Genomic DNA, 21,024 nt, shown 5'->3' with positions numbered 1-21,024 from the left:
ATCTTATGAAAAACAACAGGAGAAATTTTATACGCTCAGTCTCCATAGCGGGAATTGGTGTTGTTGGTGCCAATGCACTGGTTTCTTGCAAGAATGAATCTTCATCATCAACTACCGGGGTGGGAACTGCTGCATCGGTCAAGGATTATGGGAAACAGATTTTTAATATGTCCGGATATGCGGCTCCAGCATTGGAGACCGTTCGGGTTGGATTTATAGGATTGGGAATGAGGGGTCCGGCTGCTGTTGGACGCATCAGACTTATTGAAGGCGTTGAAATAAAGGGTCTTTGCGATTTGGTTCCTGAAAAAGTGGAAAAGGCCAAAAAAATATTGGAAGATACCACGCATACCCCAGATACCTATTCCGGTAGTGAGGAGGTTTGGAAAGAGATGTGCGATCGTGATGATATCGACCTGATCTATATTGCCACCCCTTGGGCACTGCACACCCCTATGGCCGTATATGCCATGGAAGCAGGCAAACATGTTGCCGTTGAGGTTCCAGCGGCCAAGACCATAGACGAATGCTGGCAGTTGGTGGAAACCTCCGAAAAAACCAAGAAACATTGCATGATGTTGGAAAATTGTTGCTATGATTTCTTTGAACTATTGACCTTGAATATGGCCAGACAAGGATTCTTCGGAGATATTATCCATGGTGAAGGAGCATATATCCATGATTTGGTGGGCCTCAACTTCAATAAGGAAACCGGATATGAGGACATGTGGCGTTTAAAGGAGAATGCCACTCGTAATGGAAGTTTGTATCCTACCCACGGCTTGGGTCCCATCTGTCAGGTTATGAACATCAACCGGGGAGATAATATGGACTACCTTACCTCATTATCCACGAATGATTTCACCATGCATCAAAAAGCGATGGAACTGGCCAAGGAAGATTCTTTCTTCCAAGAATATACCGATGCTGCCTTTAGGGGTAATATGAACACCACCTTGGTCAAGACCAAAAAAGGAAAGAGCATCATGATCCAGCATGATGTAAGCTCACCCAGACCCTATTCCAGGATACATTTGGTGAGCGGTACCAAAGGCATTGCCCGTAAATGGCCCGAACCAGCTAGAGTGGCCACTGGGCATTCTTGGTTCACGGAGGAGGAAATGAAGGCTTTGGAAGAACAATACACTCCCAAGATTGTGAAGAAAGTGGGGGAAATGGCCAAAAAAGTAGGAGGCCATGGAGGAATGGACTTTATGATGGATTGGAGGCTTATCGACTGTTTAAGAAATGGACTTCCTTTGGATCAAGATGTGTATGATGCAGCACTTTGGAGCGCTGTTGCTCCTTTAAGCGAGCAATCCGTTGCCAATAGGTCGCAATCCATTGATGTTCCAGACTTTACCAGAGGTAGTTGGGAAAGCAATGCCCCAGTGGATATTTCTTTGGAGAAGGGAGCCACTACAGGGGTCAATATGAGCGTCTTAGGATAGCTTTTCAATCAGGATTAATGCCAACAGGCGGTTTTTTGGTTATAAGATTAAAGTTATATTTGCCTTTGTAGCTAACCATAGGCAATAGAATTTTGATGAAAAAAACTGCATACCGTAGGGCGAAAATCCTTGAGGAACTCGATAAGGATGGCCAAGTAAATGTCAATATGCTCAGCAAACTCTTTGGTGTCAGTGAAGTCACCATTAGGAATGATCTGGACAAATTAGAGAAGAACAATTTATTGGTCAGGGCCCATGGAGGGGCATTCAAATCCAACAACCTTATTCTAACCTTCAGTCAGAAGAAAAAACTGAATATGGAAGTGAAGACCCGGATTGGAAGAAAAGCCGCCTCACTTATAGAAGAAGGAGATACCATTCTCTTGGATTCTGGAACGACCACTTTTGAGATTTCAAGGTTTTTGCGCGACTTTCAAAAGCTTACCGTAATCACCAATGCGTTGGACATTGTGAACAACTTGGCCCAGCAAGACAATTTGGAAGTGTTCATGCCTGGAGGATATCTCAAGGAATTTTCAATGTCCTTGGTAGGGCCGTTGGCCGAACGTAACCTGAAACAATTGTCCTGTAACAAGCTGTTCTTGGGGGTGGATAGCATTAAACCTGATAAAGGAGTATTTACCCACCATATTGAAGAGGCCCAGTTGAACCAGCTAATGATCAATCTTACCGAAGAGGTGATTCTGGTTTCCGATAGCTCCAAATTTTCCAAATCGGGAATGGCATTTATCTGTGAATGCAATCACATCCATAAATTGATCACGGACAATGGTATTTCGGATGAGCACTTAAAAGCCTTGGAAAAACATAATGTGGAAGTGATAGTGGTATAAGCCCTACAACAACATAATACAAAAGCCCCATTAATGGGGCTTTTTACTTTTTTGATATTTATTACGGAATCATTTGAGGGTGTCGTCAAAAATTTCGGCGGCCTTTTGGGCTACTTTTAAACGCACACTGGAGGAGTTCCTCCGGCCATAAATGGCTTTCGTCTTGAAGGCCAAGACCGTTTCTATAGCAGGATATACCGTTATGTTCTGGCCCATGGCCCCTTTGGCGGAATAAGCGCCCTCAAAACGAGGGTCATCCACAGCTTGCCATAGCCACCACATATATCCGTAGCCATAATTGATGCCTGTTCCTTGGAAAACGGGAACATTGCGGTTGAGTTCTTCATGTGAGGTGCGGGATTTCAACATTTCATTTACCCAAGATTCGCTGAGTACTTGGACATCTTTCCATTTGCCCTTGTTGAGCATCAGCAAGCCCAAACGGGCCATGTCACGGGTGGAAAACCACATGGGATAGGCCAGATATTTTGAAATGGAAGTATTGCCTTCCTTTTGTTGTACGGAGCGGTCCCAATCCTGCATATGCAATGGGTTGGCCAGTTGGCGTTCCACTTCGTCGTAGATGTTGCGGCCGGTTTCTTTTTCAAAAATGTAGCCCGCTACATTAAAGTCCCAATTGCTGTACAGCCAATAACTCCCAGGTTTTACCGAACCTCGCTTTGGGGCATATTCCTGCATGCCACCGGGATATCCTTCAGGATGATACACTCCTGATCGCGCAGAGATAATATCTTGGACGGTAGCGGTCTGTTCAATAGGGAGGATGCCTTCCACATCATCTATTCCAAGCTCCTTAATGGTTTTGTTCAGGCGGATGGTACCGTCTTCTACATATGGCCCATAAAGCATGGACAGCACACTTTTACGACAAGAGGCAATATAACTGAGTTCCTCCAAATCGCCATATTCAAAAATCACCTTGCCCTTGTGAACAATCATGAGTCCGGTAATTTTGGTGCTATCGATAAGGTATTCTTGAAAAGCCTGTGCCTTTGGATTTTGCCAAGCCTTGGCTTCTTCTGGACTGGCCCTGTGCCATACGCGGTCCGGGAACTCTTGTGCCTCAAGAGCAAAGCATGCGAGTATAAAGAAAGCCGTGAAGACTTTGTTGAGGTTAGCTGTTTTCATATTGAATCATTCTGTTTTCTTGAACCAAAGGTTCCGAGCCCTACCATTGGATGCCCGCATACCTTTTATGGTCCCAGTATCGTCCCTGATAAATTTTAGTACACTCAACGGATAGTTGCCCTCGAAGAGGTCTTTTTGTTTTTGATGGAGTTCTAATTTCCCGTGCCGGATATGGTGAGCGTACAGTTGTCCATCTGAAAAATGGAGGGTATAGGCCGTTTGGATTTCAGGGGCGTAATATGTACCGACATACTCCTCTGCATTTTTTGGGTCCAACGCCACAGGGGAATATTTTTTAAAGACCAGGGGAGCGCCGCTATTGCGTTGCAAGGTCATTGTATTTCCATCAAAGGTGAGCACGGTTTTGTTTTCAGGGTCAATGGCCTCGAACCTATCGGTGTCCATGGGGATGAATTTTGGACTTCCCCCAATCAAAAGTAGGGTATCCCCATTTACCTCAATTTTCTGCTCTTGAAGGGTAACATCATCCCAATATAAGCCTGCATAAGATTGCATTTTGGCTTTTGAGACTCTTTTTAGAGACTTAGGTGCTGGTGAGTGGGACGGCTCTAAAATAACTTCTGCAATTTTTGAAACCTTCGAAGCGGGCGACGCGCTGGAAAAATTGGTGAGAACTACAATACTGAGTGCCTTTTCAGGGAAGACGGCAACATTGGAACGGAATCCGCCAATGGCCCCTCCGTGGGTAATCCGTTTTTCACCGAAAAGTTCATCCACGTTCACTCCAAAGGCATATTGATTGGGACTGCCGTCATTCAAGGGGTCCAAGGTTAACATGAGTTCGAAAGCCTTTTCCCAACCTGGAAGTGGGTCATAGAAGTTTTTCAAATACCCTAAAAGATTATCGGTGGTGGTGTGCATGTTCCCGGAGCCTACATACCCCCAATATTCCACGGCACGTTCAAAACCATCAACGGTGGGGATGTATGAAGTGGCATTATTGGGCACAACCCGGTTGTATTGGTCTTCCACGTAGGTATTTTCCATTCCCAAGGGAATAAATACATCTTCCCGCATATAATCCACAAAGGATTTGCCCGTGACTTTTTCAATAATGTTCGCCAAGAACATATAACCGGTGTTGCAGTACAGGTATTCCGCCCCAGGGTCAAAATTCAATTCTTGCTGATCTACAATGATCCGATCCAGGTCTGCATTGGTCTTGGCATCATCACCCCGCCATCCCGCCAGGGCAAAAAGGGCATGGAGGCTTCGTAGTCCACTGGTGTGGTGCAGCATATGCCGTATGGTGATCTTTTGTCCAAGGTCAGGCAATCCATCAATATAACGGTCAATGGTATCGTCCACAGATAGTTTGCCTTGCAGATGCAACAGAACGATTCCCAAGGCACTGAACTGTTTGGAAACCGATGCCACATTGAACTGGGTTCCCGGGGAATTGGGCACCAAATATTCCAAACTGGCCAAACCATACGCTTTGGAAAAAACCGTTTTATCTCCAAGCATTACGGCAATGGCACCTCCGGGGTGGTTGGGGCGGTTCCAGTCGAGGAACAGACTGTTAATTTGAGCTGTTTTATCCTCGGATAACTGGGCGAAAGCCATTCCATAAAAGAGAAAAGTGACGAGGAGCAATGGAATGTAAAATGAACGTTTCATGGTATTACTTTTTGAGTCCTGCTTCGGCCAAAGCGATCAATAGGGCCAGTTTAATGGATTCAGGCCCTGTTTCATCATTCAGGTACCATTCGTGAAGGGAGTGTGCCCCTCCACCTTTACCGCCCCTGCCAATACATACGGAAGGAATTCCTTTGGACACGGGGATGTTGATGTTGGTTGAACCACGACCCAATTTGGGTTCCACACCAAAGTATTCCGTGGCGGCCATTGCTCTTTGAATCAAGGGTAGGGAAGTGGGAAGCTCCCCGGAAGGACGGTCTCCAATTTGGACCAATTCATAAGTAACCTTACCTCTTATACCACTAGAATTATATTCGGAGATGGCCTCTTCCACGGAGTTTTTGAACAAACGTTCAATTTCATCCAGATTCTTGGGGTCTATCGCACGCATATCAACTTCCATCCAAGATTCAAAGGGAATGGAGTTTACTGAGGTTCCCCCACCCATTCGGCCCACGTTGAAACTGGTTTTCGGGATATTTCCCGAAGTATAGGCCCATGCATCGGATGAAAAGGTGGAAATGATCCTACCGAGGGCATGGTGTGGATTGGCGAGGCCAAAATCGCCCCACGAATGCCCGCCCTGACCTTTAACAATTACTTTGTAGCGTTTGGATCCCAATCCGGCATTGCTGATTCGGCCTATATCACCACCATCAATGGCAATCCAAGAGTCGATATCCAACCCAGATTCGTTGAACAGATACTTCATGCCCCGAAGGTCTCCCAGCCCTTCTTCACCTACGGTTCCAACAATAAGCAGATCTTTTTGGGTCTGGATTTTGGATTGATTCATGGCTTTTAATAGACTGATGAGCATGGCAAGGCCACGGGTGTCATCCCCAATACCGGGAGCTTTAAGGGTATCGCCCACTTGGGTAACCGTTGCATCGGTGCCTTCCGGGAAAACCACATCCAAATGGGCATCCACTCCCACAAAACCGGATTCCCCTGAGGTTCCCTTCCGTAACCCGATGACGTTACCTACCTTATCGGTCCACAGACTGTCCACTCCAGCCGCAAGTAACATTTGGCCAAAAGCTTTGCCTCTTTCCTCTTCTTTGAATGGTGGGGCCAAGATTTCAGTCAGGGTCACGAGATCTTTTGCGGTTTGATCTTCTTGTGAATCGATATGTCCAAAGGCAGCCTGCACCTTTTTGGACTTGGCCAACTTGGCAATTTCTTTGGTATACTCCTTTTCGGTTTTGACACTCTGCTGTGCCGAAACACAGGCAGATAGCAGAGCAATGGCTATGAACGGAGCTTTTAAGTATGATTTCATAGGTCTTTTCTATTGTTTTCGTAATATTTTACCGGAACGGGCATCTACAAAAGTGCCATTGTCCACGGTTAAATTTCCATTTACAATGACAAAGGGGATGCCTTCCGGATATTGGTGCGGTTTTTCAAAAGTAGCTTTGTCAATAACGGTTTCAGGATTGAAGATGACCATATCTGCCTTCATGTTTTCCTTGATTTGTCCTCTGTCCGTTAGTCCTAGGGTCTGTGCGGGCAAAAAGGTCATTTTACGAATGGCTTCTTGAAGTGACAAGGTCTTTTTCTCCCGTACATAATGCCCGAGTACCCGTGGGAAGGTACCGTACCAACGGGGATGTGGGTGGCCCATGCCGGGTTCCACCAAGCGCCCATCCGAACCTATCATGGTCTGTGGGTGCTGCATGATCCGTGTTACATCTTCCTCGGCCATGGCATGAAAGACACAGGCAGCCCCACCATTCAATTGGGCCTCAATGACCAGTTCCGCACCGTTTTCCACGGTGGGTTCCAATCCCTTTTGTTCTACCCAATATTTTAATGTTTTCCCTTCCAGTTCGGGTTGCCATTCCACTTTTGCAAATTGAATACGGTTCAGGTCGGAACCTCCTCTATCATTTAAAATGTTGAAGACAATGCCATTTCGGATGCTGTCCCTGAGTATGGGGTCCGAAACCCTTTTTTCAAAAGCTTCCAGTCCTCCAGCCATGGACCAACTGGGAATGATGACGGATATTCCAGTATAGCTGGCCGTATACGGATACTGGTCCATTTTAATGTCCAACCCCCTTGCTCGGGCAGAATCGACCATGGCCAGCGTACGGGAACTTTTTCCCCACATGGGTTTTCCTATGGCCTTGTGGTGGGTGAGTACCACGGGAATATCGGCCTGCTCGGAAATTTGAATGGCTTCGGCAACGGCATCAAAAAGCCCCAGACCTTCTTCCCGAAGGTGGGATGTATAGATTCCGCCATATTTTGAAGCTACCTTGGATAGGGCAATGACCTCTTCCACATTGGAAAAAGTACCGGGCAAATATTTAAGTCCAGTGGAGATCCCATAGGCTCCCGCCTGCATGGCACTGTCCACTTGGGCTTCCATCGCTTTTTGTTCTGCTGTAGTGGGTGTCCGGTTTTCCAACCCCATGATGTTTCTACGGATGGTATTATGTCCAACCAAGTAGGCAACATTCATTCCGATGCCTTTGGCTTCAAGGCTGTCCATAAAAGACCCCAAAGGCCATGGAGAGCCTCCGTCAGGTCCGCCCAGTGCCGTGGTGACCCCTTGCCTTACATGGCTTTCGCAGGAAGAAAGCTCCATAATGGGTTCCAAATGGGTGTGCATGTCAATAAAACCGGGAGCAACGGCAAGACCTTCGGCATCTATGATTTGGGTGGCGGTGGCATCGTCCAAATTCCCGATCATCACAATTATTGAATCCTTTATGGCAATATCGGCCATGGTCGGGGTGTTGCCAGATCCGTCATAAACGGTTCCGTTTAAAATCAGAAGATCATAATTCTTGGTGCCCCCACATGAAAAAATGAATAGTAGGCATATTCCCATACCAATTTTTTTGAAGGAATCAAGGTAAGGGCGGGTATTGGTTTTTCTAAGATTGTGCATGGTTATACTATCGATGTTGAGGAATCCAATTGCTTGAGTTCTGCAAAGGCTTCCTGTAGTTTTAAGGTTGTTTTTCCAATGGCGTCCGGAACATGGAAACGGTGTTCGCCCAGCTGTGCGATGGAGGCAATTTGAGTGGTGGTACCGGTCAGGAAAGCTTCATCCATTGAAGAAATGGCATTGGCGGCGATGGGCTCTTCTACCACGGGAATCTCCAGATCCCGGCACAATTCCAGCACAATTTTCCGGGTGACACCATTTAAGATGTGTTCATTGGCCGGATGGGTGTACACTTTTTCATCCTTTATAAAAAAGATATTGGTATGGGAACCTTCAGTGATCAGTCCATCCCGGACCAGTACAGCTTCATCCGCATTTTGGCTCATGGCCATTTCATTGGTCATGACATTGCCCAGTAAGGAAATGGACTTGATGTCACACCGGTGCCAACGAAAATCAGGCTCAAGAATGGCCGTTATATTTTTTGAGTTGATATGGGGAAGTGAAAAAGGCAGGGCATACATCATGGTCGTAGCTGGGTAACCCTTCGGATAGGCATGCTTTCTCGGGGCCACGCCACGGGTCACTTGCATATAGATCAGGCAGGATTTTTCCTCGAGGGAAGCAGCGTGCAACAGAGGAGCAATTTGGGTCTCTAATTGATCAACATCATAAGCAATGTTGATTTTATCCAAATTCTCTTGCAAGCGGTCCAGATGGGCCTTTTTATAAAATATGCCATGGTCCAATTGTACCATGACCTCGTAAATGCCATCGCCAAAAAGAAACCCGCGATCAAATACCGATATCTGGGCAGCATCAGAGGGATAAATGGTCCCGTTCAGGAAAACCTTTTCAGGAAAATTACCTTTTGGAAGCATAGTTGGTGGTCGGTTTTAAATGGTATTGCTTGTGAAGGTAACGGTTATTTTCCTAAATAAAAACTCGATTTTGACAGGGCTGGGGGAATCTTTTACGGCTTAGATTTAATACCTTGCAAGGACAACAGAATTAAGTCATAATAAAATATTAGGAAGATATATCGGATGAAAGGAAAGCTAAGGGGTGTGTATAGTGTGAGTGGATTGTTAATGGTATTGATTACCCTGTCGTTATTAAGTTGCGGGGAAAAGGAAAAGAAGCAAGAGGAAGATGACAAGGAACCCCAAGTAGCGGAGAAGTTGGACCTTTCCTCTTTGGTTACGGTACCTCCAGTGGATGCTCCAGAAGGGATGGTTTGGATTCCCGGAGGGGTATTTATGCAAGGAGCCGTTTCATCCGATAAAATGGCCATGCCCCATGAGAGTCCTGCCCATGAAGTTGCGGTAAACGGTTTTTACATGGATGCGCATGAGGTCACCAATGCCCAATTTGCTGAATTTGTGAAACAAACGGGGTATATCACTGTAGCGGAACGCGAGATTGAATGGGAGGAAATGAAGAAGCAACTCCCCGAAGGAACACCCAAACCCCATGATTCCATTTTACAGTCCGGTTCGTTGCTGTTCAAAAAGACAAAATCCAGTGTCCCCAATCTCTATGATTATTCCCAGTGGTGGAAGTGGGGTATCGGCACCAATTGGAAGCATCCTGATGGACCGGAAAGTTCCCTTGAAGGAAGAGAGAACCATCCCGTGGTACACATTGCTTATGAAGATGCCATTGCGTATTGCAATTGGGCGGGAAGGCGCTTGCCCACCGAAGCGGAATGGGAATATGCTGCCCGTGGCGGTAAGGAAGACGCCATTTTTTTCTGGGGCAATGATTTGGAACAGCTCAGTTCAAATGCCAATACCTGGGAGGGTGAGTTCCCGGTGGAAAACCTGAAGGCAGATGGGTATGAGAAGCGTGCCCCGGTAATGTCCTATCCCCAAAACGGGTATGGTCTCTATGATATGGCCGGTAATGTATGGGAATGGACCAATGATTGGTACAATACCCAATATTATGGACAGCTCCAAGCCGAACAGCAAGTGGCTTTGAACCCGCAAGGAGCCTCAACACCCTATAATGCCACTAACCCCTATGCCCGCGAAAAGGTCATCAAGGGAGGGTCTTTTTTATGTAGTGCCTCCTATTGTGCCAGCTATCGCATTTCGGCACGGATGGCTACCAGTCTGGATTCCTCTTTGGAGCATTTAGGGTTTAGGACTGTTCTAGATCCGAGCATGATCAAAGAGTAACTTGCTTGGGAACAGTCCTATGGCACTATTTTCTGGCGTTTTGGTCTCCCAAATCCTTTTCCACAATGATGAAATCGGATCGGCGGTTGACCAGATGTTCCTGTTCACTGCACCTGACTCCGTTGGAGCAGTGGTTCTTGAGTTGATACTCCCCATAGCCTCTTGCGCTTTCAATTCTGTTGGAATCAATGCCTTTGGCAATGAGGTAACGCATGGTAGACTTGGCGCGGTCATCGGACAATTTTAAATTGTATTGATCGGAGCCCCTGGAATCAGTGTGCGATTCAATCTTGATTTTGATACCTGGAAATTCACGCATGGCAAAAAGGACCTTTTCCAACTCAATTTCTGCCCGTGGGGTAATGTCAGACTTATCGTATTCAAAATAGATGGGATTCACTTTGATTTTTTCGATGTCTCCATCCTTAACGACCAAGCTTTCGAAGGGGGTTAGATAAATCATGTTGTTCATGGAGGCCTTTTGAGGATTTTCACCAGTGGGCACAAAAATTTCCTTTTTCACGTATTTTGGTTTGATGAACACCAGTTTATTTTCCTTGTTGCAAGGCAATACGAAACGGAAGAATCCGGTTTCATCGGTTTTCATGGCATCCAAAAGTCCCAAGTTCACATCGTAGAGTTCAATACTGGCCAGAGGAATGGGTTCGCCGGTTTTTTCATCCAGTACATATCCGGAATATTCAAGACAATCAATAGGCTTGGCCTTTTTTAAATAGTAGATGTCGTCGTCCCCGGCACCACCAAATCGGTTGGATGCAAAATAACCATCCCCTGAACTGTGGTTGATCACCAATGAAAAGTCATCCATATTGCTATTGATGGGCTTTCCAAGGTTTTGGGGCAGGCCATAACTGGTTTTGGACTTGATTGTTGAGGTGAAAATATCCAACCCACCCAGACCATAATGGCTATCCGAAGAGAAATATAGGGTATTGTCATCCACAAAAGGGAACATCTCCCTGCCTCGGGTGTTGATGGTCTCCCCCAAGTTCATAGGCGGGGTAAGCACATCGCCGTTCAAGCCAAGTTCAACCACGTATAGATCGCTTTCTCCATGCCCACCGGGCATATTGGAAGTAAAATACAGATACTTGCCATCTGGGCTCAAAGCTGGATGTCCACACGAGTATTCTTTACTGTTGAAGGAAAGGGAAGTAACATTGATAAGGGTATTGGCATAAATCGTTCCTTTTAGGATCTGCATATTGGAGAGTCCTTCACTATTGGCATTTAGTTTGTCTTTTTTGATAAAATTCCTGGTAAAATAGATGGTGTTGGACCTTGGGTCAAAGGCCACATTGGAATCGTGAAAAGAGGATTCCAGGTTTTCCAGAAACTTTTCAGGAACAAATTGCGACATGTGGGGGTTGGTGAGGTAGAGGTCCAGGTACGGTTGGTTGTTCCACGGATACAATTTTCCATTGGATTTTAGGGTGTCCCTGGCCGATGCAAATACCAGCATATCATCATAGATTGAAGGGGAAAAGTCTGATTTATCACTATTGAATTCTAAATTTTGAACTTCGTATTTGGGGTTTTTCAGCAAAAGACTATCGAGGTTCCTTTTTTGTGCCATGATCATATCCAATCGGTTTTGATCGGAGTAAAAATCACGAAGAAGCTTATCAGCTTGATCGGCTTGCATGCTGGCCTTTAGACATTGAACCAGTTTGATGATATTGTTTTCACCCATTCTATTGCCCTCAATGGCGTAGAGTTTCTGATACCAATCCTTGGCTTTTTGATATTCATTCCGGTTAAAATGACTATCGGCCAATCTTTGGATCACATGGATGGAAGGCCTATTTTTTCGCATGGCCAAATCTTGATAGAGTACAATGGCCTTTTCAAATTTGAAATCGTTGAACAGTTCATCGGCCTTTTCCAATTTGCTTTGTGGAAAAACACTGGTAAAGACAGATAGTGTTAGGAAGAGTATTATTTTTTTCATCATGGTGCTTTTTAAAAGAATCTGGGGGACAAAGCCCTTTTGTTGGCATTAAAAACGGTGTATTTCAAAATAATCTCGTGAGAGCCGTCATTGTAGTTGTCCAATCCAGAGGTGGAATAATCATAGGCATAGCCTATAAAGAATTTTTTAGCCAAGTGGAACCCGGCCAATGCGCTGATGGCTTCATCGTAGCGATAGGCGAGTCCAAAGCTTACTTTTTCTTGGAATAGGAAATTTGCCGAGACATCCACGGTCAAAGGGGCTCCCGAAACATGCTTGGTCAATAAGGCAGGCTTGAGCATAATGGAGCTGGAAACATCAATAACATAACCTCCCATAAGGTAATATTGGGTTTTCCTATCGGTCACGGTAACCTCATTGTCATTATATATTTGCGAATTCATGAGGTTGTCACTGGACAATCCCACATACCAGTTGGTACTGTAAAAGAAGGCGCCAACCCCAAATACGGGTCTGGTTTTATTCAGGTTTTCCGCAAATATGGGGTCTTGGTCATCCACGTAATTTCCCTTGGACCAATCTATGGATAGGATGTCCAGTCCAGCATTCAGGCCAAGGGAGAGTTTGGTCTCTAGCCCTGTTGGGATCTCATAGGAGAAATGTCCGTTGATCTTTACATCGTTGGATGCCCCAATTTTATCATTGATGGCCGTTAGGCCAAGACCGATTCGTTTACCGGTTCTCCCTTGCACGGTGAACGATTGGGTTTCTGGTGCACCATCTAAACCAACCCATTGTGTACGGAAGAGCACATTGGCCTCAAAATTACCGGAGGTCCCCGTATATCCTGGGTTGAGTACAGTGGTATTGTACATGTATTGGGTGTATTGCGGGGCTTGCTGCGCCTGTAGTTTGGTTAGGGATAGGACCACCAGACCTGTGAGTATGCCGAGATTCTTTATGTTGCTATTCATAATTATTGGATTTATAGGTTTGGGATTTGGATTTTATCGTGCCAGTTGTAGCCAACCCACAAGATTTCTGTTGAGCTCGGGAATATTTACCACATAATAGTAGGTGCCTGAAGGGAGGTGTTGCCCTTTGCCCATAATACCATTTACATTGGCTATTCCATCCCAATTGTTCTGATAATCCATGGCTTCGAAGACTTTATTGCCATTACGATTGAAAATCTGGAGCGTGTTGGAATAGTTTTCTATGCATTCTATTTCAAAGAAATCGTTGTAACCATCATTGTTTGGGGTGAACTCGTTGTAGACCTGTAAACAGAACTCTTCCCCCAATACTTCCCCGCAGTCTTCAACTTCCACTTGTAGTTCTGTGGCTTCGGTCGGGGTACAACTGGTGCTGTCCTCATATAGAACACTGATTGAAGTGTTTTGAAGTTCGGTCCATATGACCGTGGCACTGGAGTCGGTTGTACCTCCACCATCGACTATGGTTCCTCCTGTAACAGTCCAGGTGTAGTTTTGTTTTCCACTTTCCGTGGAGTAAGTGTATTGTTCTTCTTCCAGACAGGCTTCACTTGTTTGCCCCGTCAAGTTTATGGGTTGGTCCTCCAAGAGGGTAACAGTAATCCCAATCCGCGTCAAGACAGATATAGGAATATCCAAAATACCTGCAAAGTATACAGAGCCATCGACCAAAGGGGTATTGAGGTCAAGGGCTACCGAGGCGTCCAAACTATCAAAGAACACGATGTCGTTTCCTGCCACTTGCAAATCCAATAAAGTGGGATTGTCGGATGCACAGAAAATCTGAAGAAGATCATCTACGATAAGTTCGGGAAGATCCACCGTGATATCTCCGGTCAGGGTACAAAGTGCCCCTTCCAAGAATACCTCAATGAGGCCATCAACATCCAAAGCCATGTCGGTACCATCAACTGCAATATCAAAAGCCAAATTGGCATCCAAGACCCCGGTATAGATTTGTCCATTGATGAAAAGGGAGACGGTATCCCCAACATTGGCATCACCGTTTACTGATCCTGTTACATTATAGGAGGGAGCCCCTTGAAAAAAGTCAATCAGATTTGAAAGGCTGATGACAGGGGTTGAGTCAATGGTAATGCTATTGGTAGAGTCAATAATGTCTACCGTGGCTTGGGCCAAATCCCCAGTGGCATTCTCACAACCGGCGGAAGCTTCGGTAATACGCACATAGAAGTTGTAGGGTCCACCGGCTTCATCCAGACCGGTTATGACAAGGGTCCCATTTGAAGTAATGGAATAGGTAACGGGGCCTTGGACAAGTCCATTGGTAATTTCATTGGTGGCATTGGCATCAAAATACCACGTATAGGTTCCGTTGATTGTGCTTGAGGGAACAAGGGTAACTTCGCTGGATGAGCATATGGGGCTTTCATCCCCGGTAATGTTGATATCACCTGCCGTAGGGATGTCAACCACGGTAACGGTAACAGGCACCCTTGGAGATTCCTCGGGACAACCTGGCTCGGCTGCTGCCACATAATAGATAGAGGTGGTGTTCAACACAGGAGTTGTATAAGCTTCTCCTGAATTTACGGTGTCCAACAGATTTCCACCCGTTTCGGCATCATACCATCTTAGTTCGTTGCCCCCGGTAGTTGTGGCGATCAGGTCAACAGAGTTTCCGGTGCAAATGCTCACATTTTCCGAATTGGTATCCAGTATAGGAAGGGCTGGAGCCCGATAAATATCAAAAATCTGCAGTTGCTGTTCCAGTGCAACATTTAACAACGATGACAGACGGACTGTGATTCGGGTTGCTTCATCACCAGGTGTAACCGCTATGGTTGCTTTTTGACCATCTTGGAGCAATCCCAAGAGATCTAAGGTCAGTATATTGTTCAGGCTCTCTGTGTAAAAGGGAGACTCAGCACCATTTTGGGCAATTACATCAATGGAATTGGCCACCCCGGCTTGAAGCAGAGAAGGATTTATGGCCAGGGTGATATAATAATTATCATCAGAGTTGGAGGGTGTATCAAAATAGGCTGTCTGTTCTATACTTGCAGCGACACCCAATATGCCGAGACTTAGTTCTGAAAACGTATTTAGATCATCGTCCAGAACCAGATGGGGATCGGTGACACCAGCCCCGCCCAAGTCCAGTAGGTCCAAAGTGAGCCCAGTACCTGTAAAGGAAGTATAGGTAGGGAGACCACATGAGGCCAATCCTTGATTGTGGAAAGCCCCAAAAACATCCAAGGTCTTGGTATTGTTGAGTCCAAGCAATGCCCCTATCTGATTGGTCATCCGTATGCGGTTGTATTGGGCATTTGGAGTAATGGCCATAAAATAGTCATTATCCACATTGGTCACCACTTTCAGTTGATCGGTGGCAAAAGCATTTGAACCACTGGATGCTTCCTCCAAAACGGTGATACTTCCATTTTTTGAGGTCACTGTAAATTCTTGGTTCCCTATAAGGACAGCACCTGCAATATCCGATAAGAGTCCTCCAAGGCTTCCCCCCAATAGATAGGGAAGAAGTTCATCTTCCGTTTCCAGTTTAACATATGATGTAGTATTGGGGTTCAAAGCTGATGGAAATTCCATTTCCAAATGTCCTGAGTAGGCCCCAACACCCAATAGGATACCGGTGCTGGCCCTTATTCCCGCATTAGTGGTTAAACTACCGTCCACAGCATTTGCGGAGAGATCTACTTCGTCTTCACTTACAATGGTTGTTGCAAAGGTTTGTCCTGCAATATTAAACGAAATTAAAAAAGATAAAATGAGAAATATGTAATAATATTTCTTAAGTATTGATTGATCCATATCTAAAGCACTTTATTTTTGTATATAACAGAAAAAAATGTTAAATATTTTGAATCGAAGGAAAATACTTACTAAAAAAGAAGGAAATATGAATAAATAATTGATTTACAGTATATTGATTATTTTCACTCTTTAAAAGGGTTTAGAGTGAAATTTAGTTATGCTAACAAGAAAAGTATCTAGTGGCAGGTCATCAAAAAAGATGTTATCTGTAAAATAGTTGCGTAAAATACAGTACCCCTTCAGGGTCAGATTTAATACTTACTGCAGTAAAATCATAGTTCCCTTCCATGACTTTTTGGTGGGTTGGACTTTTGGACCATGCATCAACCAAAGCTTCGGCAGAGATATATCTACGTCCAAGATTCTCGGCCACATGACTCGCATTGGTCTCCATGGCCAATTCAGACGAGCGTTTTTCAAAGTCCTTATGGCTTATTTCTCCATCCTTGACCATGGTATTGGTATGGGCTGTGGCATATGCGTAAGCGGTGACATTAAACTCTAAGGCAGTGAGGTTTTTAGAAAGGCGATATTCATTCACAAGGTGCAAAACTTCCATTTCCATATCAGTGGCCGTGCTGGCCACAAAGAAAGCTTCTTCCTCATCTGTGGAGGAGGTGCTACATGAGACGAAAAATACAGACAAAAACAGTAAGCGAACAACGGCGAATTTCATTCTTTTCACAGCGAATTTTTTTAAAATCGTGTGCAAAAGTAGCTTGCTGTTCCAGTTAAAAAACCATCAAAGTGAGTACTTTATATAAACGGTGGATAAAAGGCGATGAAGTGCGTGCTTTTCAAGTTTCACCCTGTGGTATGGCCAATAAAAATAACCCTTTATCGATAAAATACAGCCCGCCTTACAACAGGGGTTTGGTTACTATCCCATGAGAAAAAATCATGGAATGAAATCAATCTAAAGAAGAATGTCAGTGAAGGTTTTATTTTATTGTCAAATCAAACAAAACAAGGCCCAATGATTATCATTCTGTAAATTTCTTTTGTTTGTTTTGGATTTTGCCGTACTTCATCAAAAAATATAGAATATGATCATTTTTGTGGACATGGATGAGGTGATTGCGGATACCTACGGAGCGCATTTGGAATTGTACAACTCGGAATTCAATGCTCAAATAAGGCTTGAAGATTGCCATGGAAAAGGAATAAAGCAATGTGTTGCCGAAGAACATCTGGAAATGGTAAAGGGATATACGGCCCGGGATGGGTTTTTTAGAAACTTGGAGGTATTTCCAGACAGTCAGGAGGTTCTTCGTGAGCTTGCCAAGGAGCATGAGATCTACATTGCCTCCGCCGCCATGGAGTATCCAAACTCATTACGTGAAAAATCGGATTGGTTGGATGAGCATTTTCCGTTCATCCCATGGCAGCATCGCATTCTATGTGGTCATAAATATATTTTGAAAGGAGATTTGCTGATTGATGATCATTCCCGTAACCTTAAGCCTTTTGAAGGTAGAAAAATCATGTTTACTTCTCCCCACAACATGAGTGATACAGAGTTTGAACGCGCTGATAACTGGAAGGAAATCGCAGCCAAACTTTTGTAGATTTGTGAATGCGATTATTTCTTAGGGTACCCCATACATTGCTTTTAGGCACTTTTTTATTGTTTCAAGCCTGTGCCGCCCAATCCAATCTCATTGAAGGGGAACAAGTGACCGTAACCAAGGAAACCCTACAGTATTATCTGTACTATCCTGAAGATTACCTATCCAACCCTTCACAAACCTATGGTTTGTTGCTCTTTTTGCACGGTGGAGGGGAATCTGGGGAATCCCAAGAGGAATTCAAAATGAATGAGCCCCCCAAACTTTTAGAAGAAGGAAAACAATTTCCATTTTTAATATTGGCGCCGCACAACCCCCATGAAAGAAAATGGTGGAATACGGCAGCCGTTATGCAACTTTTGGATTCCATTGTTGCCGAGAACAGGGTCGATATAAACAGAATATACCTAACAGGGATAAGTAGGGGAGGTAATGCCGTATGGGAAATGGCTACCCAATACCCGGATAGGTTTGCTGCCCTGGCCGTAGTATGTGGTATGGCGCCCTTACCATATGCCCATTGGATTGACAGGGAAATGCCCATTTGGGTGTTCCATGGCGAATTGGATGAAACCATCCCGGTTGAGGAGTCCGATGCCATGGTGGAAAAGCTTAAATCAATGAATTACAATATCCAGTATACAAGATATAAAGGGGTAGGCCATAATGCTTGGGACAGGGCCTATACCACAGATTCTTTGTATACTTGGTTTGCGAAACAAAAACGGATAAATTGAATGTTATGAGATATTGCATCATGTTCCTGGGGTTGATGTCTATTTTCTCCAGTTGCCATGAAAAACCCAAGGAAGCCAAAACGGAGGAACCGGTTGAAATGACGTCCATAGAGATGGTAGACTCCATCGTGGTCCAAGAATCTCAAAAAGAATTAAGAACTTTTGAAGGGCTGGCGGACACGACTTTCGTGCGTTTGGCGGATTTTAGCGACGACTTTGCCTATGACCTGAGATACGCCACGGAAAATAATTTCCTAAAGGCAAAGGTATACGACTGCGCAGAGTGTTACACCCGGGTAAAAACAGCCAAAGCGCTTATCAAGGCCAATGCCGATTTTAAAGAGAAGGGGGTAAGAATAAAGTTTTTTGATTGTTACCGACCCAATTCCGTTCAATATAAAATGTGGGCCATTGTACCTAACCCCCAATACGTGGCCAATCCGGAGAAGGGGTCCATCCATAATAAAGGTGGTGCGGTGGATATTACTTTGGAAGATTTGGAGGGAAACGAATTGGATATGGGGACAGACTTCGATTTTTTTGGGAAAAGGGCCTATCATGACAACCTGGACCTACCAAAAGAAATCCTGGAGAATAGAAAACTCCTGAAGGAAACCATGGAGTCCCATGGGTTTTGGTCCATCAGGACGGAGTGGTGGCATTATAATCTTTCGGCAGGGTCCAATGATAAAGTGGCCAACTTTAAATGGGACTGTCCTGAGTAAAAAATTAATCAAGATATGATGAAAACAATTAAAAAGTTAGCTCTAGTACTTGTATTCATTTCTGTAAGCGCATCAGCACAAGATGCTATTGTGCCGCTTTGGCCCAATGTGGTACCCAACCAAAACATGGATACCGATGAAAAGGAGCAAGTAGAGTATAGGGAGTCAGGTATAATTTGGGTCACCAATGTTCAAAAGCCAACCTTGGAGGTGTATCTTCCTGCAAAGGGAAACGCCAATGGAAAAGCAGTGGTTATTTTCCCTGGTGGTGGATATTCCGGATTGGCATACGATTGGGAAGGTAGGGATATCGCCAAGGCCCTAAATGGAAACGGTGTTGCTGGAATAGTGGCAAAGTATCGATTGCCACGTTCCAAATCGATTGTGGCAGACCAACAACTAGTTCCCCTGCAAGATGCCCAACGGGCCATCAGGATAGTGCGCAGCAAAGCCAAAGAGTGGAATTTGGCGGAAAATGAAATTGGTATCATGGGGTTCTCCGCAGGAGGACATCTGGCTTCTACCTTGGGCACACATTTTGAAGACGTGGTATACCCAGCACAGGATGTCATTGATGGGATTTCTGCCCGTCCGGATTTTATGGCGTTGATCTATCCCGTCATCACGCTTATGGAGCCTGCCGTGAATATGGGGTCAAGGGAGTCCTTGGTGGGGAAGGAGCCTACCATGGAACAATTGAATTATTTGTCCAACGAAAAACAAGTGAAGGACAATACACCCCCAACTTTTTTACTTCATGCAGCGGATGATAATCCAGTGCCCGTGGAGAACAGTCTTATGTTTTTTGAAGCTTTAAAGGTTCATAACATTCCGACTACCATGCACATTTACCCTTCGGGTGGACATGGTTTTTCTTTAGGGCATAAGAACAAGGGATTAAAAAATTGGCTTGATCTTTTTGTTGCTTGGCTTGATAATTTAGATTAATCCAGTACTTTGGAACAGTCAAGAACCAACAAGGAATCGTCATGGTTTTTGGTAAAGAATAGATAGCGATCTCCTCCGTCCTTAATTTTATGTTTTTTTCGTATTTCGGCCACAGATAGTGGAAAGTTTCGGGTGGTGATGTTGGCCTTGGTCTGTGAAAAGCTTCGTAATGTCTTTTTTGAATAGGGGAGAACCTGTACTATGGAAAACCTTCTCCCTGGGAATTCCACCAGTGTTTCGGACGTGTACAAGTGGGAGTGCTGGTGTAACTTGTCCAATCCATATTTCTCCCCCACGATTTTAAATCCACCGGATTTTAAAATGGCGGCATTGGGTTCATAAAGGAACTTTTGGGGGCTCCCCAATTTCGTGGAACTTACTTTTTCTTCATTAAGGACAAAGTCGAATACAACCTCTCTCCCATGGGTGAAATTGATGGTCTTGATCACGACATCCCCAGTGTAATCCTTTTCCAATAGGTAGAGCAATTCCTTTACCTCGTTATTGATGGCCACCACATGGACTTCCTTTACAAAATTAAGTTCTTCCAAGCCTTGGGTGAGGTCCAAAATAGGTGAAACTTTTATCAAGACTTTTTGGGTGTGGCTAAAAAGAAGGGGTAGCTGTTCAGGAATATTGGGAAGGCAATCCTTGAGCAAAAAAACCTTTCCGATGTTCTCATTTCTTCGTGATGGATCTACAAAAATCCAGTCGTATTTCTGAGAGTTGTTTTGTAAATAATGAATGCCATCCTCAGGAATGCAAGTGACATTTTCCTGTCCTAAAACCCCAAAATTATAGGTGGCAATTTCACTGAGTTCCTTATTGATTTCACAATGAAATACCTTCTCTATTTTTTTGGAAAAAAAGTAGGTGTCCACTCCAAATCCTCCGGTAAGATCTAACAGGTTTTTTCCGTCTACCAAGCCAGCCTTATAACGAGCTGTTTGCTCGGAACTGGTCTGTTCAATATTCAGCTTATTGGGGTAATATATGTGTGGGGTAGTGAACCAGGTTGGAAGCTTGTCCTTGCATTTCTTCTTGGCTTCAAGCTGCTCTACCAACTCTTTTTGGGAAATCCCGTCAAAAAGGGGTTTTTGGAGTAAAACTGACAGCGTGTC

Annotated in this window: 17 protein-coding genes; 7 read left to right on the top strand and 10 right to left on the bottom strand. The window is 44.7% G+C overall.

Going from position 1 to position 21,024, the window contains the following annotated elements; genetic code table 11:
* The first annotated feature begins 5 nt into the window (after positions 1–5).
* A complete protein-coding gene (locus DN53_RS11985; RefSeq protein ID WP_129654514.1) occupies positions 6–1,451 on the top strand; it encodes a Gfo/Idh/MocA family protein in 1,446 nt (481 codons plus the stop codon).
* Between the two features lie 95 nt (positions 1,452–1,546).
* Complete coding sequence (gene agaR / locus DN53_RS11980) at positions 1,547–2,305, top strand: transcriptional repressor AgaR (protein WP_129654513.1); 759 nt, start codon at positions 1,547–1,549, stop codon at positions 2,303–2,305.
* A 69-nt stretch (positions 2,306–2,374) separates the two neighbouring features.
* Here agaR and DN53_RS11975 read toward each other — a convergent pair whose 3' ends face one another.
* The 5 genes from DN53_RS11975 to DN53_RS11955 form a co-directional block, all read right to left on the bottom strand.
* Entirely contained in the window at positions 2,375–3,454 is a 1,080-nt protein-coding gene (locus DN53_RS11975; protein ID WP_129654512.1) for a serine hydrolase domain-containing protein, read from the bottom strand.
* A 6-nt stretch (positions 3,455–3,460) separates the two neighbouring features.
* On the bottom strand, positions 3,461–5,095 hold the full coding sequence (locus tag DN53_RS11970; RefSeq protein WP_129654511.1) for a serine hydrolase domain-containing protein: 1,635 nt from the start codon (positions 5,093–5,095) through the stop codon (positions 3,461–3,463).
* Between the two features lie 4 nt (positions 5,096–5,099).
* Complete coding sequence (locus DN53_RS11965; protein ID WP_129654510.1) at positions 5,100–6,398, bottom strand: M20/M25/M40 family metallo-hydrolase; 1,299 nt, start codon at positions 6,396–6,398, stop codon at positions 5,100–5,102.
* Positions 6,399–6,407: 9 nt separating this feature from the next.
* Complete coding sequence (locus DN53_RS11960) at positions 6,408–7,958, bottom strand: N-acyl-D-amino-acid deacylase family protein (protein ID WP_129654509.1); 1,551 nt, start codon at positions 7,956–7,958, stop codon at positions 6,408–6,410.
* 62 nt (positions 7,959–8,020) lie between these two features.
* Positions 8,021–8,899, bottom strand: a complete 879-nt coding sequence (locus tag DN53_RS11955) for an aminotransferase class IV (protein ID WP_129654508.1) — start codon at positions 8,897–8,899, stop codon at positions 8,021–8,023.
* 165 nt (positions 8,900–9,064) lie between these two features.
* Between DN53_RS11955 and DN53_RS11950 the strand changes: the two genes are divergently transcribed.
* Positions 9,065–10,201, top strand: coding sequence for a formylglycine-generating enzyme family protein (locus DN53_RS11950; protein ID WP_242502128.1), 1,137 nt, complete (start codon positions 9,065–9,067; stop codon positions 10,199–10,201).
* A 25-nt stretch (positions 10,202–10,226) separates the two neighbouring features.
* Here the strand turns inward: DN53_RS11950 and DN53_RS18180 are convergent, their stop codons facing one another.
* The 4 genes from DN53_RS18180 to DN53_RS11930 form a co-directional block, all read right to left on the bottom strand.
* On the bottom strand, positions 10,227–12,173 hold the full coding sequence (locus DN53_RS18180) for an OmpA family protein (RefSeq protein WP_129654507.1): 1,947 nt from the start codon (positions 12,171–12,173) through the stop codon (positions 10,227–10,229).
* Positions 12,174–12,184: 11 nt separating this feature from the next.
* A complete protein-coding gene (locus tag DN53_RS11940) occupies positions 12,185–13,108 on the bottom strand; it encodes a PorP/SprF family type IX secretion system membrane protein (protein WP_129654506.1) in 924 nt (307 codons plus the stop codon).
* 33 nt (positions 13,109–13,141) lie between these two features.
* Positions 13,142–15,922: a T9SS type B sorting domain-containing protein gene (locus tag DN53_RS11935; RefSeq protein ID WP_129654505.1), complete on the bottom strand. Its 2,781-nt coding sequence runs from the start codon at positions 15,920–15,922 to the stop codon at positions 13,142–13,144.
* 205 nt (positions 15,923–16,127) lie between these two features.
* Positions 16,128–16,601, bottom strand: a complete 474-nt coding sequence (locus DN53_RS11930) for a CAP domain-containing protein (protein WP_242502130.1) — start codon at positions 16,599–16,601, stop codon at positions 16,128–16,130.
* 370 nt (positions 16,602–16,971) lie between these two features.
* On the opposite strand from DN53_RS11930, the gene DN53_RS11925 reads away from it, so the two are divergent.
* The 4 genes from DN53_RS11925 to DN53_RS11910 are packed head-to-tail and all read left to right on the top strand — an operon-like array spanning position 16,972 to position 19,903.
* Positions 16,972–17,493: a 5' nucleotidase, NT5C type gene (locus DN53_RS11925; RefSeq protein WP_129654503.1), complete on the top strand. Its 522-nt coding sequence runs from the start codon at positions 16,972–16,974 to the stop codon at positions 17,491–17,493.
* Positions 17,494–17,501: 8 nt separating this feature from the next.
* The gene (locus tag DN53_RS11920; protein ID WP_129654502.1) at positions 17,502–18,230 is read left to right on the top strand and encodes a carboxylesterase family protein; all 729 of its coding nucleotides are present in this window, start codon (positions 17,502–17,504) and stop codon (positions 18,228–18,230) included.
* 5 nt (positions 18,231–18,235) lie between these two features.
* Entirely contained in the window at positions 18,236–18,955 is a 720-nt protein-coding gene (locus tag DN53_RS11915; RefSeq protein WP_129654501.1) for a M15 family metallopeptidase, read from the top strand.
* A gap of 15 nt (positions 18,956–18,970) precedes the next feature.
* Positions 18,971–19,903 carry an alpha/beta hydrolase gene (locus DN53_RS11910; RefSeq protein ID WP_242502127.1) on the top strand — a complete coding sequence of 311 codons (933 nt, stop codon included), beginning with the start codon at positions 18,971–18,973 and terminating at the stop codon, positions 19,901–19,903.
* Here DN53_RS11910 and DN53_RS11905 read toward each other — a convergent pair.
* The gene (locus DN53_RS11905; protein WP_313790140.1) at positions 19,900–20,967 is read right to left on the bottom strand and encodes a THUMP-like domain-containing protein; all 1,068 of its coding nucleotides are present in this window, start codon (positions 20,965–20,967) and stop codon (positions 19,900–19,902) included. The genes DN53_RS11910 and DN53_RS11905 overlap by 4 nt on opposite strands.
* Positions 20,968–21,024 lie beyond the last annotated feature (57 nt).

Source organism: Flagellimonas olearia (assembly GCF_004150225.1).
Taxonomy (GTDB): Bacteria; Bacteroidota; Bacteroidia; order Flavobacteriales; family Flavobacteriaceae; genus Flagellimonas; species Flagellimonas olearia.
The sequence above is the reverse complement of the archived record's forward strand: the minus strand, read 5'-3'. Positions and strand labels throughout refer to the sequence as shown.

Excerpts from the sequence above, each read along its gene's own strand:
- DN53_RS11985 (WP_129654514.1), top strand. The coding sequence starts at position 6 with ATGAAAAACAACAGGAGAAATTTTATACGCTCAGTCTCCATAGCGGGA.
- agaR (WP_129654513.1), top strand. The coding sequence starts at position 1,547 with ATGAAAAAAACTGCATACCGTAGGGCGAAAATCCTTGAGGAACTCGAT.
- DN53_RS11975 (WP_129654512.1), bottom strand. The coding sequence starts at position 3,454 with ATGAAAACAGCTAACCTCAACAAAGTCTTCACGGCTTTCTTTATACTC.
- DN53_RS11970 (WP_129654511.1), bottom strand. The coding sequence starts at position 5,095 with ATGAAACGTTCATTTTACATTCCATTGCTCCTCGTCACTTTTCTCTTT.
- DN53_RS11965 (WP_129654510.1), bottom strand. The coding sequence starts at position 6,398 with ATGAAATCATACTTAAAAGCTCCGTTCATAGCCATTGCTCTGCTATCT.
- DN53_RS11960 (WP_129654509.1), bottom strand. The coding sequence starts at position 7,958 with ATGGGAATATGCCTACTATTCATTTTTTCATGTGGGGGCACCAAGAAT.
- DN53_RS11955 (WP_129654508.1), bottom strand. The coding sequence starts at position 8,899 with ATGCTTCCAAAAGGTAATTTTCCTGAAAAGGTTTTCCTGAACGGGACC.
- DN53_RS11950 (WP_242502128.1), top strand. The coding sequence starts at position 9,065 with ATGAAAGGAAAGCTAAGGGGTGTGTATAGTGTGAGTGGATTGTTAATG.
- DN53_RS18180 (WP_129654507.1), bottom strand. The coding sequence starts at position 12,173 with ATGAAAAAAATAATACTCTTCCTAACACTATCTGTCTTTACCAGTGTT.
- DN53_RS11940 (WP_129654506.1), bottom strand. The coding sequence starts at position 13,108 with ATGAATAGCAACATAAAGAATCTCGGCATACTCACAGGTCTGGTGGTC.
- DN53_RS11935 (WP_129654505.1), bottom strand. The coding sequence starts at position 15,922 with ATGGATCAATCAATACTTAAGAAATATTATTACATATTTCTCATTTTA.
- DN53_RS11930 (WP_242502130.1), bottom strand. The coding sequence starts at position 16,601 with ATGAAATTCGCCGTTGTTCGCTTACTGTTTTTGTCTGTATTTTTCGTC.
- DN53_RS11925 (WP_129654503.1), top strand. The coding sequence starts at position 16,972 with ATGATCATTTTTGTGGACATGGATGAGGTGATTGCGGATACCTACGGA.
- DN53_RS11920 (WP_129654502.1), top strand. The coding sequence starts at position 17,502 with ATGCGATTATTTCTTAGGGTACCCCATACATTGCTTTTAGGCACTTTT.
- DN53_RS11915 (WP_129654501.1), top strand. The coding sequence starts at position 18,236 with ATGAGATATTGCATCATGTTCCTGGGGTTGATGTCTATTTTCTCCAGT.
- DN53_RS11910 (WP_242502127.1), top strand. The coding sequence starts at position 18,971 with ATGATGAAAACAATTAAAAAGTTAGCTCTAGTACTTGTATTCATTTCT.